The sequence below is a fragment of the Microbacterium sp. che218 genome (assembly GCF_040436305.1).
In the GTDB taxonomy this organism is placed as follows: domain Bacteria; phylum Actinomycetota; class Actinomycetes; order Actinomycetales; family Microbacteriaceae; genus Microbacterium; species Microbacterium algihabitans.
This window is the reverse complement of sequence record NZ_AP031501.1, coordinates 3429086-3443418: the sequence shown is the minus strand read 5'-3', so window position 1 is coordinate 3443418 and position 14333 is coordinate 3429086. Positions and strand designations below refer to the sequence as shown.

Sequence of the window (14333 nt, the reverse complement as noted above, 5' to 3'; positions counted from 1 at the left end):
CCCACCGCTCGCGCGGCCCGGGGTCGTGGCATCCGTCGTTCAGGTCGTGGTGAAGCGCTGGGTGCCGAGCACGCCCAGCACGCGGATCTTCTCCTCGGCCTCGCTGCGCGGTTCGGGCGTGAGCACGAGCAGGGCCTGCGCGCGGTCCTCGGTGAAGAGCACCTGGCAGTCGACCTCGATCTCGCCGAGCTCGGGGTGGATCAGCACCTTGTGGTCGGCGAAGCGTTGCGCGACCTCCTGCCGCTGCCAGAGCTCGGCGAACTCCGCGCTGCGCCCCTCGAGCTCGGCGACGAGCTCGCCCGCGGTCGACGCGGGTCCGAGCACGCCCACGGCGGCGCGTAGGCCGGCGACGATCGCACGGCTCTGACGGTCGCGATCGCCGGCGGGGTACTTGGCGCGCTCGGTCTCGGGCCGCACGAACCACCGCCACGCCTCGAATCGCTCCCATCCGCGCGCCCCGACGTGATCGCCCAGGAGGGCGGCCGCCAGCTCGTTCTGCAGCAGTGTCTCGCCCAGGTGCGAGATAACCAGGGCGGGGGTGTCCGACAGGCGCGCGAACACCCGATGCAGCGAGGGGGCGACATGGTCGGCGCGGCCGAGGCGGTCGGGCACTGCGTGACCGGCCAGGCGGTAGAGGTAGTCGCGTTCGTCGACGCTCAGGCGCAGGGCCCGTGCGAGCGCCGACAACATCTGCGGGCTCGGCTGCGGTCCGCGGGCCTGCTCGAGGCGCGTGTAGTAGTCGGTCGACATCGCGGCCGCCTGAGCGACCTCCTCGCGGCGCAGGCCCGCCGTGCGCCGTCGCGCGCCGGGTCGCAGGCCGAGGTCCTCCGGGCGCAGGGCCTCGCGCCGTGCCCGCAGGAACTCCCCCATCGCCGTGCGATCCATTCCTCCATCCTGGTCGGTGCGCGCCGCGGCATCCAGGGATCGCCGCTCCCCCGATCCGCGAGGCCTGGATGCCCCGGAGCAGACGCCGAACACTGGGGGCATGCACATCACCGGAAACACCGTCTTCATCCCCGGCGCCACGAGCGGGATCGGTCTCGCCCTCGCCGAGCGCCTGCACGCCGCGGGCAACACCGTCATCGTCGGCGGTCGCCGAGCGGAACTGCTCGCCGAGATCGCCGCGATGCACCCCGGCATCGACACCGTCCGCATCGACACGGCCGACGAGGCCTCGATCCGCGGGTCCGTCGACGACGTGCTCGAGCGCCACCCGAACCTGAACGTGCTCGTCACGATGGCGGGCGTCATGCGGGTCGAGGACTGGACGCAGGGCCCCGCCGTGCTCGCGACGGCCGAGGAGACCGTCGTGACCAACGTGCTCGGCCCCCTGCGTCTGATCGCGCACCTGCTCCCCCACCTGCAGAAGCAGACGGATGCCACGATCATGACCGTGTCGTCGGGTCTGGCGTTCGTGCCCCTGCGTGCCACCCCCACCTACAACGCGACGAAGGCGGCCGTGCATCTGTTCAGCGAGTCGCTCCGTCTGCAGCTCCAGGGCACGAGCGTGTCCGTGATCGAACTCGAGCCGCCGTCGGTCGCCACCGACCTGCTGCCGGGCCAGCGCGAGAGCTCGTTCGCCATGGATGTGGATGAATTCGCGGACGAAGTGTTCGAGATCCTGCGCGACCGGCCCGACGCGACCGAGGTGCAGGTGAGCCGGGTCGGCTTCCTCCGACACGCCGAGGCCGAGGGCCGTTATGCCGAGACGGTGCGCCAGTTGAACGCCGCCGATCCGCACTGATCCGGCGGCCGGCGCCCTCGTGCGCGATACATCGGCGATATCGGCCGCCCCCTAGGGTGAGGAACGTTCGACGACGATTCCATTCCGGGGGGTTTCATGGGGATCACACGCACGTGGGTCTTTCCGATTCTGCGCATGCTTCTTGTCGCCATCGTCGCGGCGGCACTGATCAAACTGGCGTTCTTCCCCGACCGGCCGGTCGACGACTCGCCGGCGATGCCGACGGGCAGCATCGTCGAACCGCGCGCGGTCGCCACCCTCGGCACGATCACCAACGACGTGGTGATCAAAGCCACCGTCGCCGCCGACTCCGCCGTGCCGATGAAGGTGACCGCCACCGGCACGGTCAACCGCATCTTCGTCGCGCAGGGCGCCGCCGTCGCCGCGGGCGACGTCGTCTTCGACGTCAAGGTGCCCATCGAGCGCGACCCCGCCGACAGCGTCGACGCCGAGGGCAAGGCCAAGCCCGCGATCTTCCGCTACGCCGACGTCACCGCGCCCGCCGCCGGCACGCTGAGCTCCCTGTCGGTCATCGCCGGGCAGGAGGTCGCGATCGGCGCGAGCGCCGGCACCGTCGCGCCGCCGACCTTCTCGGTCTCGGGCTCGCTCGAGCCCGCGCAGCAGTATCGCCTGCTCAACCGTCCGACCGAGGCGACGGTGACCATCACCGGTGGCCCCGCCGCGTTCACCTGCACCGGGCTGCGCATCACGACTCCCCTCGCCGGAAGCACCGGCGAAGACCCCTTCGGCGGGGCGGGCGAGGCCTCGAGCACCGGCGCAGCGGGTAGCGGCGGCGGCTCCGGCACGACCGCCATCTGCAGCGTGCCGGGCGACGTGACGGTGTTCGCCGGACTCGCGGCCGAGATGACGATCGCGGGCGGTCGCGCCGAGAACGTGCTCCTCGTGCCCACCACCGCGGTGCGGGGAGCCGCGCAGAGCGGGACCGTGTGGGTCACGACCGCCGACGGCGCCACCGAAGAGCGCGCGGTCGCACTCGGGCTCACCGACGGCACGCAGGTGCAGGTCACCGACGGTCTCACCGAGGGTGAGGAGCTCCTCGAGTTCGCGCCGGGCGCGATGGCCGTTCCTGACGACGGGTGCACCGTGTACCCCGACGGCTCGATGTTCTGCCAACAGGCGCCCGCGTCGTGAGCCTGCTCGAGCTGCGCGAGGTCACCCGCACGGTGATCCCGCAGGATCAGCCCGCGCTGACCATCCTCAACGGCATCGACCTCACCATCGAGCCGGGTGACCACGTGTCGATCGTCGGCCGCTCGGGCTCGGGCAAGTCGACCCTGCTCAACATGCTGGGGCTGCTCGATCTGCCCACCAGCGGCGAGATCACCTTCGACGACCGCCCCGTGCGCAGTTACAGCTCGGCCGCTCGCGACCGGCTGCGCGGGGCAGGGATCGGCTTCGTGTTCCAGCAGTTCAACCTGCTGCCCGGGCGCACGGCCCTCGAGAACGTCACCATGCCGTTGCTGTACTCGTCGGGGCGCACCTTCTGGCGGCGCAAGAAGATCGCCGCCGAGATGCTCGAGCTCGTCGGGCTCGAGCACCGGCTGTCGAGCCTGCCCGACCGCCTCTCCGGCGGCGAACAGCAACGCGTGGCCATCGCCCGCTCGCTCGTGCGCGGACCTCGGCTGATCCTCGCCGACGAACCCACCGGCGCGCTCGACCTCGACACCGGTCAGAGCGTCATGGAGCTGATCGACGAGGTGGCGACCCGCACCGGCGCCGCCCAGGTCATCATCACCCACGACCCGACGATCGCGCGCCGCGCCCGCCGTCACTTCCGGCTCGACCGCGGAGTGCTCACGGCGGTCGACGATCCCTCGCTCGAACCGCTGACCCGTCGCGACCGGCGTGAGATGGCCCCCGCCGATGATGACCCGGCTGTCCTCGCCGCGCTGGGGTTCGGCGCGGACCCGACCGATGATGCCGCCCTCGAGCGAGGAGACGCCTGATGCGCGCGCTCACCTCCGTCGTCGGCGCGATGCTCGAGGCGTGGCAGGAAGTCCGCGTGCACCGCATGCGCGTGCTGCTCTCGCTGGTGGGAGTCGCCGTCGCCGTGTGCTCCCTCACCACCGTCGTCGCCCTCGGCGCGATCGTGCAGCAGTCGACGCAGGAGCAGAACGAGCGCACCTCGGGGCGCCCGGCGACGCTGAACGTCTCGGCGTACCGCACCGACGGAGCGGCTCCGGATGCCGCGGCCACCGACGCCGCGTGGCGCAGCATCGTCGAGCGGTACCAGGTGACGTACGCGACTCGCATGCTCAGCACCTCGCAGCTCGTGCCGTTCGCCGACGGAGCGATCCAGGTCGGAACCCAGGCCGTCGATCAGCCCTACGGCGAGATGCACCGCGTGCAGATGGCGGAGGGCGAGTGGTTCACGGCCGACGACGCCGCGCAGCTCGCGCCGCGGCTGATCGTGAACGAGGTGTTCTGGCACCGCATGGGCGACCCGCCGCTCGAGTCGCACCCGGTCGTCGCCCTCGGCGGGCAGGGCGTGCCGGGAGCGGCATCCGGAATACCCGCCGGAGGCGTGACCGCCGTGGTGGTGGGCGTCACCCCGTCGGCGAACTGGGAGACCGAGCCCTCGATGTTCATGCTCGCCGACCACCTGCAGGCGATGCAGGACGCCACCGCCGGCGAGCGCGGATCCGCGCCCGTCGCGTTCGACCCCTACGGCGGCGGTGGGCAGACGCAGTACGAGATGTGGGTGCCGCCCGAGCTCGCCGACCAGCTCACCCCGCTGATCGAACGCGATCTCGCCGCCGCCCTGGGCGACGGGGTCGAGGTCAGCGTCAACCGCCAGGACTGGGGCACGTGGGAGGGCGATCCGCTCCTCGTGACGAAGATGGTCGTCATCGGCATCGCGGTGCTCGTCCTGCTGCTCGGAGCCCTCGGCCTGGTCAACATCGCCCTCGTCACGGTGAAGCAGCGCGTGCGCGAGATCGGCATCCGCCGCAGTTTCGGTGCGACCGCGGGCCGGGTGTTCTTCGCCGTGATGATGGAGAGCGTGGTCGCCACCGTCGTCGCCGGTGCCGCGGGGGTGGCCGTGTCGATCATCGTGGTGCAGTCCCCGTGGCTGCGCGATGTCATCGGGCAGGGCATGGTCAGCGACTTCCCGCCGTTCCCGGTCGACGCCGCCGTGACCGGTCTGATCGCCGCGACCGTCGTCGGAGCGATCGCCGGCCTGCTGCCCGCGCTGGTCGCGGTCCGCGTGAAGGTGATCGATGCGATCCGGTACTGAGAACGCAGAGAGCGGACGCGTCGGACACGAACGCTGGGTGGCGACGCCCTCGCGCCGCTAGGTTCGAGGCGTGACCGACATTCCTCGCGACGTCCCGCCGCCGTCCGCCCTGCCCGACGCGGTCGCTCCCCCGACCTCCGACGACTCGCTGCCCGCGATGCAGATCACCGGCCTCGTGAAGCGGTTCGGTCAGAAGACCGCCGTCGCCGGGCTCGACCTCGAGGTGCCCACCGGCTCGTTCTATGGACTGGTCGGCCCCAACGGCGCCGGCAAGACGACCACGCTGTCGATGGCGACGGGCCTGCTGCGCCCCGACGCGGGGGCCGTCCGCATCCACGGTGTCGACGTGTGGACGCAACCGGTCGAGGCGAAGAGACTCATCGGCAACCTCGCCGACGGCGTTCGGCTGTTCGATCGCCTCACGGGTGAGCAGCTCGTCACCTACACCGGCATGATGTTCGGTCTCGCGCGCGAAGACGTCGCCGCGCGCACCGCCGACCTGCTGCGCATCATGGATCTGCAGGAGGCGGCGGGCACGCCCGTCGTCGACTACTCGGCCGGCATGACCAAGAAGGTCGCCCTCGCGTGCGCCCTCGTGCATGCGCCGCGTCTGCTCGTGCTCGACGAGCCGTTCGAATCGGTCGACCCGGTGTCGGCGGCGAACATCGAGGACATCCTGCGCGGGTACACCGCCTCGGGCGGCACGGTCATCGTCTCGAGCCATTCCATGGACCTCGTGCAGCGCATGTGCGACCACGTCGCCGTCATCGCGCAGGGCCGCCTCCTGGCATCCGGAACCGTCGACCAGGTACGCGGGGGTCAGACCCTCCAGGACCGCTTCGTCGAGCTCGTCGGCGGCCGGCACCACGCGGAGGGGCCGCAGTGGTTGCGACAGTCCTGAAGATCCGGTTCCGCGTCCTCGGCAATACCCTGACGCGGAGCCCCATGCAGCTCGTGGGCTTCATCTTCGGCGTGATCGGCGCGCTGTGGATGCTCGCCCTGGTCGCGATCGGACTCTTCTTCGTCGGCACGCTCGACTTCGACATCGCCCGCGCGACCGTCACGGCCGCGGGAGCCGCGCTTCTGCTCGGATGGGTGATCGGCCCGATCTTCGCGGCGGGGATCGACACCACCCTCGATCCGGCGAAGCTCGCGCCCTTCCCGGTGACCACGCGGCAGATGATGATCGCGATCACGGCGGGCGGACTGACGGGTGTGCCGGGGATCGCGACGACCCTCGGCGTGCTCGCCACGTTCTTCGTGTGGGCACGCCAACCCGTCGCCGTGGTCGCGGCGCTCGTGTGCGTGCCGCTGGGGCTGCTGACCTGCGTCGTCGCCTCGCGCGCCGTCGCCGCACTGGCCGGCGGCCTCGGCGGGGGGCGACGCACGCGCGAGCTCATCGGACTGATCGGCTTCGTGCTGCTCATCTTCGCCAGCCCTCTCGTCATCGGTCTCCTGAACGCCGTCGACGCCGCCAGCAGCGGCGGAGTGAACCTGCAGGCCCTCGTCACCGGGATCTCCTGGACGCCCCTTGGCGCCGCGTGGGCCGTGCCCGGCGACCTGGCCGCGGGCGCCTGGCTGACGGGGCTCGCCAAGTTCGTCATCGCCGTCGCCACCCTCGCGGTGCTGTGGCTGCTGTGGTCGCGGAGCCTGTCGGCATCCGTCATCGCTCCCCCGACGCGGTCGACGACCGCGCGCCGGTCCGGATCGCTCGGGCTGTTCGGCATCATGCCCTCGACTCCGGTGGGTGCCACCTGGGCGCGGTCGCTCACCTCGTGGACGCGCGACTTTCGTTACCTGCGGCAGTTGCTGCTGATCCCCTTTGCCCCCGTGCTCGTACTCGTCTATTCGCGGGGCGACCTCGACGGACCGTTCTTCGCCGCCTCGGGCCTGCTGGTCGGGTTCTTCGCCGGGGTGCTGGCCTACACCGACATCTCGTACGACGGCACCGCCTTCGCGACGGTCCTGCAGACCGGCATCCGTGGACGCGCCGACCGCCTCGGGCGCATGCTGGGTTGTGCGACCGTGAGCGTGCCGCTCGTTCTCGTGGCGGATGCCGTGACGCTCGCGATCGTCGGCAGGTGGGAGCTGCTGCCCGCGGTCGTCGGCGGCTCGATCGGTCTCACCCTCGTCGGCCTGGGGGTCAGCGCCGTCAGCTCGGCGGTCCTCGTCATTCCGACGCCCGCCCCCGGCGACTCCCCCTTCAAGCGGGTGCCGGGATCGACGTTCGCGATGTTCCTGGCGTTCCTGCTGTGCTGGGGGCTCACCGCCGTGCTCGCTCTGCCCGCCGTGATCCCGGCGGTGATGGCGCTTTTCTTCGGCGTGACAGGGGCCGGATGGGTGTCCGTCGCGCTCGGTCTCGTGTGGGGCGTCGTGATCTTCGCGATCGGCGTGCTCATCGGCGGGCGGCGCTTCGACGCCGATGCTCCCCGCCTGCTCGCGCAGCTGCGCACGTACCAGGGGGCCTGAGCCGTCGGCATCCGCTCTTCCCGCTCGCCGAGCTCGGATCTAGGGTGAGCGCCACACGACCCCGCCGGTGACCGACCCGTGGGGCGTGGCGTGGATGTTCAACATCGCCGCGCCCGGCGGGTGGGCCGAGAGCAACTGAGCATTGCGACCTGCACTAGCGTGAGCGCGTGAGCATGCGCCTCGAGCTGGTCCCCCTGTCCGTGTCCGACGTCGACCGGAGCATCACGTTTTACCGCGACGTCGTCGGCTTCGTGCTCGACCACGACGTCTCCCCCGGACACGGGATGCGGGTTGTCCAGCTCACCCCGCCCGGCTCCTCCTGCTCGATCTCCTTCGGCGTCGGGATGGGCGCGGGGGCACCGGTGTCCAACCTCCACCTGGTCGTTGACGACCTGGACAGCGTTCGTGCCGGGCTCGCGGCCAACGGCCTCGACGTGTCGCCAGTGCAGGACATGGGCGGCGGGGTGCGCTACGCCTTCTTCGCCGACCCCGACGGCAACTCCTGGGCCCTGCAGGAGATCAGCGCGGGAGCCGCACTCCCCGACCCCGCGTCGTGAGCCCCACCGGCCGCGGCGACGTTCGCGCAGGGAGGCCCCGGAGCCGCCCTCGTCGGACGGTTCCGGATGCCGTGCCGCCCGGCATCTGGTCGGCCTCGGCGCACGGCCCGTGGATTCTTGGCGACTCCTTAGAGCGCGTGCGTTAGCGTCGCCCCCGGACCCCGGTGCCCGCGACCCCGCGCGCACCGGAACGAATCGGGGAGCGAACCTGCCGTGAACATCCACTCCGTCGCCATGGCGACCGGGATCCTGCCCGACGCGGCGTCGATCCTCCACGCGTTCGGACCGTGGGTGCTCGGCGGCATCGCCCTGCTCATCTTCATCGAGTCGGGCGTGCTGTTCCCGTTCCTGCCCGGCGACTCCCTGCTCGTGACCGCGGCGGTGCTGGCCGGCCCGCTCGGCATCCAGCCCTGGCAGGTGCTGCTGGTCGGCATCCCCGCCGCGATCCTCGGCGACCAGGTCGGGTACTGGCTCGGTCGGCGCTTCGGTCGGCGCTTGTTCCGCGAGGGTGCCCGCGTGCTGCGACCCGAGCGTCTGCACGACGCCGAGAGCTTCTTCGAGCGGTACGGCGGCGGATCGCTCGTGCTCGGGCGCTTCGTGCCGATCGTACGGACGTACGTGCCGGTGGCGGCCGGGACGGCGCACATGCCCTACCGCAGGTTCCTGCTGTGGAACACCCTGGGGGCGACGCTCTGGGTCGTGACGATGACGCTCATCGGCCTGCTGCTGGGCGGCATCCCGTTCATCGTGAACAACATCGACGTGCTGATGATCGTCATCGTGCTGATCTCGGTGCTCCCGGTCGTCATCGCGATCGTGCGCAAGACGCTCGCCTCGCGCCGAGCCCGTGCGGCCACCGAGTCGGACTGACACGGCTTCGAACCCGCCGGCGCGGCGGAGGCCGGAAGCTAGGATCGCGACATGGACGTGCCCATCCACGCGATCCGCTACTTCTGCGTCCTGGCGGAGGAACTGCACTTTGGACGGGCCTCTGAGCGCTTGAGCATCACTCCCCCCTCGCTCAGCCAGCAGATCAGCAAGCTCGAGCAGAAACTCGGCGTCAAGCTCTTCGAGCGCAATCCCCGCAAGGTGGAGCTGACCAGCTACGGGCGCGATCTGCTCCCCCTCGCTCGGCGCCTGCGCGACGACCACGATCTGATCGTCGCGTGGGGCAGGTCGGTGCAGCGCGACATCGCTGCGCCGCACCTCCGCGTCGGCGTCGTCGCCGCGGGTGCCGGAGCCCTCACCACCGCGGCCATCAGCACGACCCTGCAGAAGGTGCCGAACGCGCGCGTCGAGATGCGGAGACTGGGGTTCTTCGACGTGGCGGGCGACCTCGAGGCCGGGCTCGTCGACGTGGTGTTCGCCCCGTGGCCCCTACGACTCGCCCCCCGCGTGCGCACCGAGCCGCTCTGGCGCGAGCAGCGGGTGCTGGTCGTTCCGCACGGACACCACCTGGCCGAACGGGAGTCGGTCTCGATCCTCGATACGAAGGACGAGGTCTTCGTCGCGGCCAGTGGCGGTGCGCCCGAGGTGGTCGATTGGTGGCTCGTCGACCCGCGCCCCGACGGCTCCCGCCCGCAGCGCGGACCGACCGCCGACAGCATCGAAGGACTGCTGGAGCTCGTCGCGGTCGGTGCCGGCGTGAACATCGCCGGCGAATCGGCCTCGCGGCGCTACCAGCGCGAAGAACTCGCCTACGTGCCGATCGACGACATCGAGCCCGCCACCGTCGTGCTGTGCAGCCTCTCCGACACCCTCAACCCGATGGTGCAGGTGTTCCGCGAGACGGCCCTGGAGCTGTCTCCCATCGTCGGCGGGGAGATGCATTCCGAATGAGGCACGCGCAGAACAGCGTCGCACCCCGTGAGGGATGCGGCGCTGTGTTTTCGGTGGACCTGCTGCACGCCTATTGCAAACATTGCGACGGCTACCCTCCGGCCGAGCTCGCGCTGAAGGCGGCGCAATCCCAAAGACCGAGACAAGGCGCGCCGCGAGCCAGACCTGCCCGTCAGCTCCGCCCTTCTGAAATAGACGAGGTGGTCGCGTGGTATCGCGAAGTCGGCAACATCGCTGATATGGCCCGGCGGTTCCGCATCACGCGGCAGCCCGTCGGCGCCCACCTCGCGTCCCGGAGGATTGAGACCGTCCGCCGCATGAGCGAGACAGATATCTCGACCGCCGCTGCGATGTACGGCGAAGGGCGCTCTGCCGCGACCATCGGACGGAGGCTCGGGTTCGACGCGCAGACTCTTGCTACATTGCCGTGCCCGCGATGGCACGAGGGGCCGTCAACACAGCGTGGCCCGCAAATAGCAAAGCTGCTAACTCTGCCTGTCGCGCTGAGCGACCGCGATGATCGTCATGTAGTTGAGCCTAGAACGAGCCCGTTTGGCCCGCTGGCGTCCTGCATCATCTGCTCTACGAGCGAATTGTCGAGCTTGGGTGGGCGGCTGCCATAGAACTGCATCACCAGCGGTGTCGCCGGGTGCAGCCACAGGCTGAGTGTGCCCTGCTCGGGGTGCGGCGCCATGAGCATGAACGGTTCCTGCCGACGGAGCTTATTCATGATGACGACGCGCAGGTGCGAAAGCAGACGGTCCTCAATATCGAGGACATGACGCTCCTGGTAAATCAGACGTCCCAACGGGGCTCCTCAGGCAATCGAACTGAACGACGGGTGGGGGAATGTCAAGCGATGCCGTGCCGGCCGCTGTTCCGGTCCCATTCCAGCGACTTCCACTGCAGGAATGTGCACAGGTTTCCTGCGACGACGAGCTCGGCGGCGAGGCTCGCGAGAGCGTACGGGGGCATCGTTGCGTCGCCGTCGTCAAGGGACACGGTTACCTGCCAAAGCGGCTCGTCGTAGCCAACCGGTTCGAGGTGGATGGAACCACCGGCGTGCTCGAGGCCGACAACGACGAGGCCCGTGTCACGTCCGCCCGTGTCTTCTTGGTGGACCACGCGCACGTCGCTCGCTACGAGGTGGCCCTGATCAATGAACTCCTGTACCCACACGCGGAGCATCTCGCGGCTACGGCGCGGTGGCGAGTACGCAAGGGCATCGTCGGGCACGAAGGAAAGCCTAGTAGTTAACCGTGTTGAATATTTACTCCGAGCGACGAGCAGTGACTCCAGCGCCTTCGGCGTCCGCTCATTCGGGCGCGGTGCCAAGGTTTGCCTGGTTCAGTCCGATTTCGGTCGGATTCCGCGCACTTCGGGGATGCGCGAAGTTCAGGCGCCTACAGCGTCAACGGCCAGAAGACTCCGAGCGTCAAATTCACGGCGCAGGGCTGAGCTGCGCGGACGGCAGCGAGGCTCAGTGCTCGTGGTTGCCGCTCTGACGGTCCCAGTCGAGGGATTTCCACTGGAGGAAAGTGCAGAGGTTGCCAGCGACGACAAGCTCAGCGGCCAAGCTGGCAATGTCGTGGACAGACATCACGAGATCGTCGGGTTGTTCGGTGACCGTCAGCTCCCAGATGGGGTCGTCGTAGCTGCGCGCCCTCATGTAGATGGACGGAGCAGCGTTCCGCACACTCAAGATGACCAGCCCGCTGTCCTCTCGACCGTCGTCTTCTTGAGGCGCGATTGACACCTTCCCCGCGATGCAGTGCTCCTGCTGCTCAAACTCTCGAACCCAAGATTCGAGCTGTACTCGCGAGCGTCGTGGCGGGGAGTTCTCAAGGGAGGCGGCAGTCACGGTGAGAGCATACTTCCGCCCCATGTTTCATCGCCGCGTGTGCCGATCGACCTCATCCGACAAGCGGCGGTTCAGTCACGACCGCGCGACCCGGTACATACGCTGCCCCTCGCGGAAGCCCCCTCGCCGTCGATGTGCATCGCGGAGATCGTCTGATCACCTTCGACTGCTCGGGAGCTCCTCGTTGTCGACGGCCGGAGAAGGGCGCGATGTCGGGTCGTCCATAGCAAATGCGTTCATTGCCCCTCCCAGGGAAGAGAAATTGCCGAGAACGCGCGACGCGTGATCGAAGGACGTGTACAGGCCATCAGGACGCCGGTCGATGTAGCCGACCAGACTGGTTGCGCACTTTCCGAGGTAGAAGCCGTCGTCGACTCGCGACCAGAAGACCCGGCCCTTCCTCATCGCGAGCGCCAGTCTCGGGCTTGCAAATGTTGACGCATCTCGCTGTCACTTCACTCACTTCTCGGTCGAGCGAAGCGGTGTCCACCGCTCATCGCCGGATGGGGGCATCTCGTCGACACCTCAGGGTAGAAAGCGTCGATCCCCGTTCCTATCCGTGAGGCGCGGGGAAATATCCGCTCAGCGTGCGGTCGTGCCACCAAGCCTGAGGGCGTCTGGGTACGGCGCGTCGTCGGCTTATGCTCACTGGATGCGAGTGGACACGATGGAGCTGTTCACGAAGGGGCGAGTCGCTTCGACCCAGGGCGTCGAGCAGACACGTCGCACTCTCTCTCGGGTCTTCCTCCCCGTCGAGCTCCCCAAAACGAGGGGAGGCGCAAATATCGACATGCGGTTGAACGCTCTACTGGTCGGGCGAGTCACCTGCGGGTATATGCGATTCGGGGAGGCTGTGCGGATCCAAACAGTGGAAGCGCGGGACTATCACATCGACATCCCAGTCGCCGGACGGTCGGTCATGCGAGCAGGGCTCGAGGCGCCCATTTATGCGACTTCTTCGACAGCCGGCGTGTTCGTACCGGGACGACCGGTGGCGCTCGACTGCGATGACGGGTTCGCGCAGCTCTCCGTCATGATCCCCCGAGACGTGGTGCATCTCGAAGTTGCGGCGCTGTTAGGCAAGGATCTAAAAGATCCCGTCGACTTCCGCTCCCAGCTGGACCTCGGCACCCCGGCGGGACGTTTCGTGCTCCAGACTCTACGGTTAATCGATGCAGCCTCCGCACAGGAGGTGGGCCCGCTGACTCACCCGCTGGCGGTGCAGCGAATGGAGCAAGTCCTCCTGCACAACCTGCTCTTCACCCAACCCCACAACTACTCCGCGGAGATCGTTCGCGATGCGCCCTCGCCAGGCCCGGGACCGGTGCAGCAGGCGGTGGAGCTGCTGCGCAGCCGACCCGCTCACCCATGGACCGTGGTCGAACTAGCCTCAGCCGTCTCGATCAGTGTGCGCAGTTTGCAGGACGGATTCCGGCACTCACTGGACACAACACCCATGGCCTACCTCCGGCTTAGAAGACTCGAGGCGGCACGGCAAGATCTACTCGCTGCTACACCCGGAACGACAGGTGTCACCGAAGTGGCCCACCGGTGGGGATTCGTTCACCTTGGCAGGTTTGCTGCCATCTATCGCGCAGCTTTCGGTGAGAGTCCTTCCTCTACCCTCCGGTCGTAACGCGCTGAGTCACCGTCACGTCGCGCCGGAAGCAAACACCAATCCCCCTGATGTTCTTGGAAGCTCTAGCGGCGTGCATTCCCAAGGTGTGCGGAGCCTGCCCCAACTTTCACGCAGTGTTGCGACGCTGCAGGCGGCGCGGCAAACTCACATAGCGACCCTTATTGAGCTGCGCGCCCCAGCAGAGGACGTCTAAACGTTGCTGCGGCTCGCAACGCTCGCATTCGACGACCACCTACAGGGAACTGGCGGGGCTGGCGAGAGCCACGCGAGAGGCGCACTCGAGCGCTTCTATGCGCAGATCCCAGCGCCTTCAAAGTAACCGCCTCGGTGTTCTCCGCGAGGCGTCTTACTCGCGACCGCTGACCATGCTTGCGTCTCATGTACAAGAATCCACGAAAGGCCAACCACTTCCCTGCCCGAACCACCCGGGGGGTCGTTTGATCGACGCGTCGGTATCTTCAATACTTCGCGCCTGCCAGACAAGATCTCGCGCTTCGGCCAACAGTCGCATGGCTTCAGCAACCGCCGCGTCCCGACCCGCAATCGCCAACTCCGCTTCGCAGCGCAAGAACCGGCGCCATTCCGACCGCGAAGACGGGTCGCCTGATTCTCGAGCCGTCGTCCCCATGGCCGTAGTCTCACACGCGGGCGGTTGACGAAGGCGTCTCCACGACCTGCATCACCAAATCCCTAGCAGGACGGTTGCAGCGGACCCACCGCGTGCACGACGATGCCATCGCCCACTCTCCGCCGCGCCGCAGCCGAAGCCTCCTGCGTGAATGGCTGCAGGAGTTCATCGAGCAAGGCCACCTTGTGGCAAGCGATGTTCGCGTCGTGGAACAAGAGGACACTGACGGCCGGGACACGGGTCTTGTAGTCGTTGGCCTCACGCACGAGATTCGAGATCAGTGAACACCGCGTCACGCTGGGTTCTGGCTTTCATAACGAAGTGAGTTGACACCGAACTA

14 protein-coding genes are annotated in these 14333 nt (G+C 68.5%); 10 read left to right on the top strand and 4 right to left on the bottom strand.

Annotation, left to right across the window (positions count from 1 at the left end):
* Positions 1-39: 39 nt before the first annotated feature.
* The gene (locus ABXS86_RS16255; RefSeq protein WP_353665139.1) at positions 40-885 is read right to left on the bottom strand and encodes a helix-turn-helix transcriptional regulator; all 846 of its coding nucleotides are present in this window, start codon (positions 883-885) and stop codon (positions 40-42) included.
* A 100-nt stretch (positions 886-985) separates the two neighbouring features.
* Between ABXS86_RS16255 and ABXS86_RS16250 the strand changes: the two genes are divergently transcribed.
* The 9 genes from ABXS86_RS16250 to ABXS86_RS16210 all read left to right on the top strand — a co-directional run bounded on the left by ABXS86_RS16250 (position 986) and on the right by ABXS86_RS16210 (position 9865).
* Complete coding sequence (locus ABXS86_RS16250) at positions 986-1744, top strand: SDR family oxidoreductase (RefSeq protein ID WP_353665138.1); 759 nt, start codon at positions 986-988, stop codon at positions 1742-1744.
* A 135-nt stretch (positions 1745-1879) separates the two neighbouring features.
* Positions 1880-2896 (top strand): efflux RND transporter periplasmic adaptor subunit, encoded by a 1017-nt coding sequence (locus ABXS86_RS16245; protein ID WP_353665137.1) that lies wholly within the window; start codon positions 1880-1882, stop codon positions 2894-2896.
* Entirely contained in the window at positions 2893-3711 is an 819-nt protein-coding gene (locus ABXS86_RS16240) for an ABC transporter ATP-binding protein (protein WP_307212715.1), read from the top strand. The genes ABXS86_RS16245 and ABXS86_RS16240 overlap by 4 nt, the downstream gene beginning before the upstream one ends.
* Positions 3711-5000, top strand: a complete 1290-nt coding sequence (locus ABXS86_RS16235; protein ID WP_353665136.1) for an ABC transporter permease — start codon at positions 3711-3713, stop codon at positions 4998-5000. The genes ABXS86_RS16240 and ABXS86_RS16235 overlap by 1 nt, the downstream gene beginning before the upstream one ends.
* A gap of 157 nt (positions 5001-5157) precedes the next feature.
* The gene (locus ABXS86_RS16230) at positions 5158-5901 is read left to right on the top strand and encodes an ABC transporter ATP-binding protein (protein WP_307214096.1); all 744 of its coding nucleotides are present in this window, start codon (positions 5158-5160) and stop codon (positions 5899-5901) included.
* Between the two features lie 44 nt (positions 5902-5945).
* A complete protein-coding gene (locus tag ABXS86_RS16225; protein ID WP_353665135.1) occupies positions 5946-7469 on the top strand; it encodes a hypothetical protein in 1524 nt (507 codons plus the stop codon).
* 173 nt (positions 7470-7642) lie between these two features.
* Positions 7643-8026, top strand: a complete 384-nt coding sequence (locus ABXS86_RS16220; RefSeq protein ID WP_409988252.1) for a VOC family protein — start codon at positions 7643-7645, stop codon at positions 8024-8026.
* Positions 8027-8260: 234 nt separating this feature from the next.
* Positions 8261-8896 carry a DedA family protein gene (locus tag ABXS86_RS16215; RefSeq protein WP_353666258.1) on the top strand — a complete coding sequence of 212 codons (636 nt, stop codon included), beginning with the start codon at positions 8261-8263 and terminating at the stop codon, positions 8894-8896.
* A gap of 51 nt (positions 8897-8947) precedes the next feature.
* A complete protein-coding gene (locus ABXS86_RS16210) occupies positions 8948-9865 on the top strand; it encodes a LysR family transcriptional regulator (protein WP_307212726.1) in 918 nt (305 codons plus the stop codon).
* Positions 9866-10388: 523 nt separating this feature from the next.
* Here the strand turns inward: ABXS86_RS16210 and ABXS86_RS16205 are convergent.
* The 3 genes from ABXS86_RS16205 to ABXS86_RS16195 form a co-directional block, all read right to left on the bottom strand.
* Positions 10389-10673, bottom strand: coding sequence for an ATP-dependent DNA ligase (locus ABXS86_RS16205; protein WP_307212728.1), 285 nt, complete (start codon positions 10671-10673; stop codon positions 10389-10391).
* A gap of 44 nt (positions 10674-10717) precedes the next feature.
* Entirely contained in the window at positions 10718-11101 is a 384-nt protein-coding gene (locus ABXS86_RS16200; protein WP_307212731.1) for a hypothetical protein, read from the bottom strand.
* Between the two features lie 244 nt (positions 11102-11345).
* The gene (locus ABXS86_RS16195; protein WP_307212734.1) at positions 11346-11726 is read right to left on the bottom strand and encodes a hypothetical protein; all 381 of its coding nucleotides are present in this window, start codon (positions 11724-11726) and stop codon (positions 11346-11348) included.
* Positions 11727-12378: 652 nt separating this feature from the next.
* Here ABXS86_RS16195 and ABXS86_RS16190 point away from each other — a divergent pair.
* Positions 12379-13362, top strand: a complete 984-nt coding sequence (locus tag ABXS86_RS16190) for an AraC family transcriptional regulator (protein ID WP_353665133.1) — start codon at positions 12379-12381, stop codon at positions 13360-13362.
* The last annotated feature ends 971 nt before the right edge of the window (positions 13363-14333 follow it).

Bases quoted from the DNA above. Each gene is read 5' to 3' on its own strand.
- ABXS86_RS16255 (WP_353665139.1), bottom strand. From the start codon at position 885: ATGGATCGCACGGCGATGGGGGAGTTCCTGCGGGCACGGCGCGAGGCC.
- ABXS86_RS16250 (WP_353665138.1), top strand. From the start codon at position 986: ATGCACATCACCGGAAACACCGTCTTCATCCCCGGCGCCACGAGCGGG.
- ABXS86_RS16245 (WP_353665137.1), top strand. From the start codon at position 1,880: ATGCTTCTTGTCGCCATCGTCGCGGCGGCACTGATCAAACTGGCGTTC.
- ABXS86_RS16235 (WP_353665136.1), top strand. From the start codon at position 3,711: ATGCGCGCGCTCACCTCCGTCGTCGGCGCGATGCTCGAGGCGTGGCAG.
- ABXS86_RS16230 (WP_307214096.1), top strand. From the start codon at position 5,158: ATGCAGATCACCGGCCTCGTGAAGCGGTTCGGTCAGAAGACCGCCGTC.
- ABXS86_RS16225 (WP_353665135.1), top strand. From the start codon at position 5,946: ATGCAGCTCGTGGGCTTCATCTTCGGCGTGATCGGCGCGCTGTGGATG.
- ABXS86_RS16220 (WP_409988252.1), top strand. From the start codon at position 7,643: ATGCGCCTCGAGCTGGTCCCCCTGTCCGTGTCCGACGTCGACCGGAGC.
- ABXS86_RS16215 (WP_353666258.1), top strand. From the start codon at position 8,261: ATGGCGACCGGGATCCTGCCCGACGCGGCGTCGATCCTCCACGCGTTC.
- ABXS86_RS16210 (WP_307212726.1), top strand. From the start codon at position 8,948: ATGGACGTGCCCATCCACGCGATCCGCTACTTCTGCGTCCTGGCGGAG.
- ABXS86_RS16190 (WP_353665133.1), top strand. From the start codon at position 12,379: ATGCGAGTGGACACGATGGAGCTGTTCACGAAGGGGCGAGTCGCTTCG.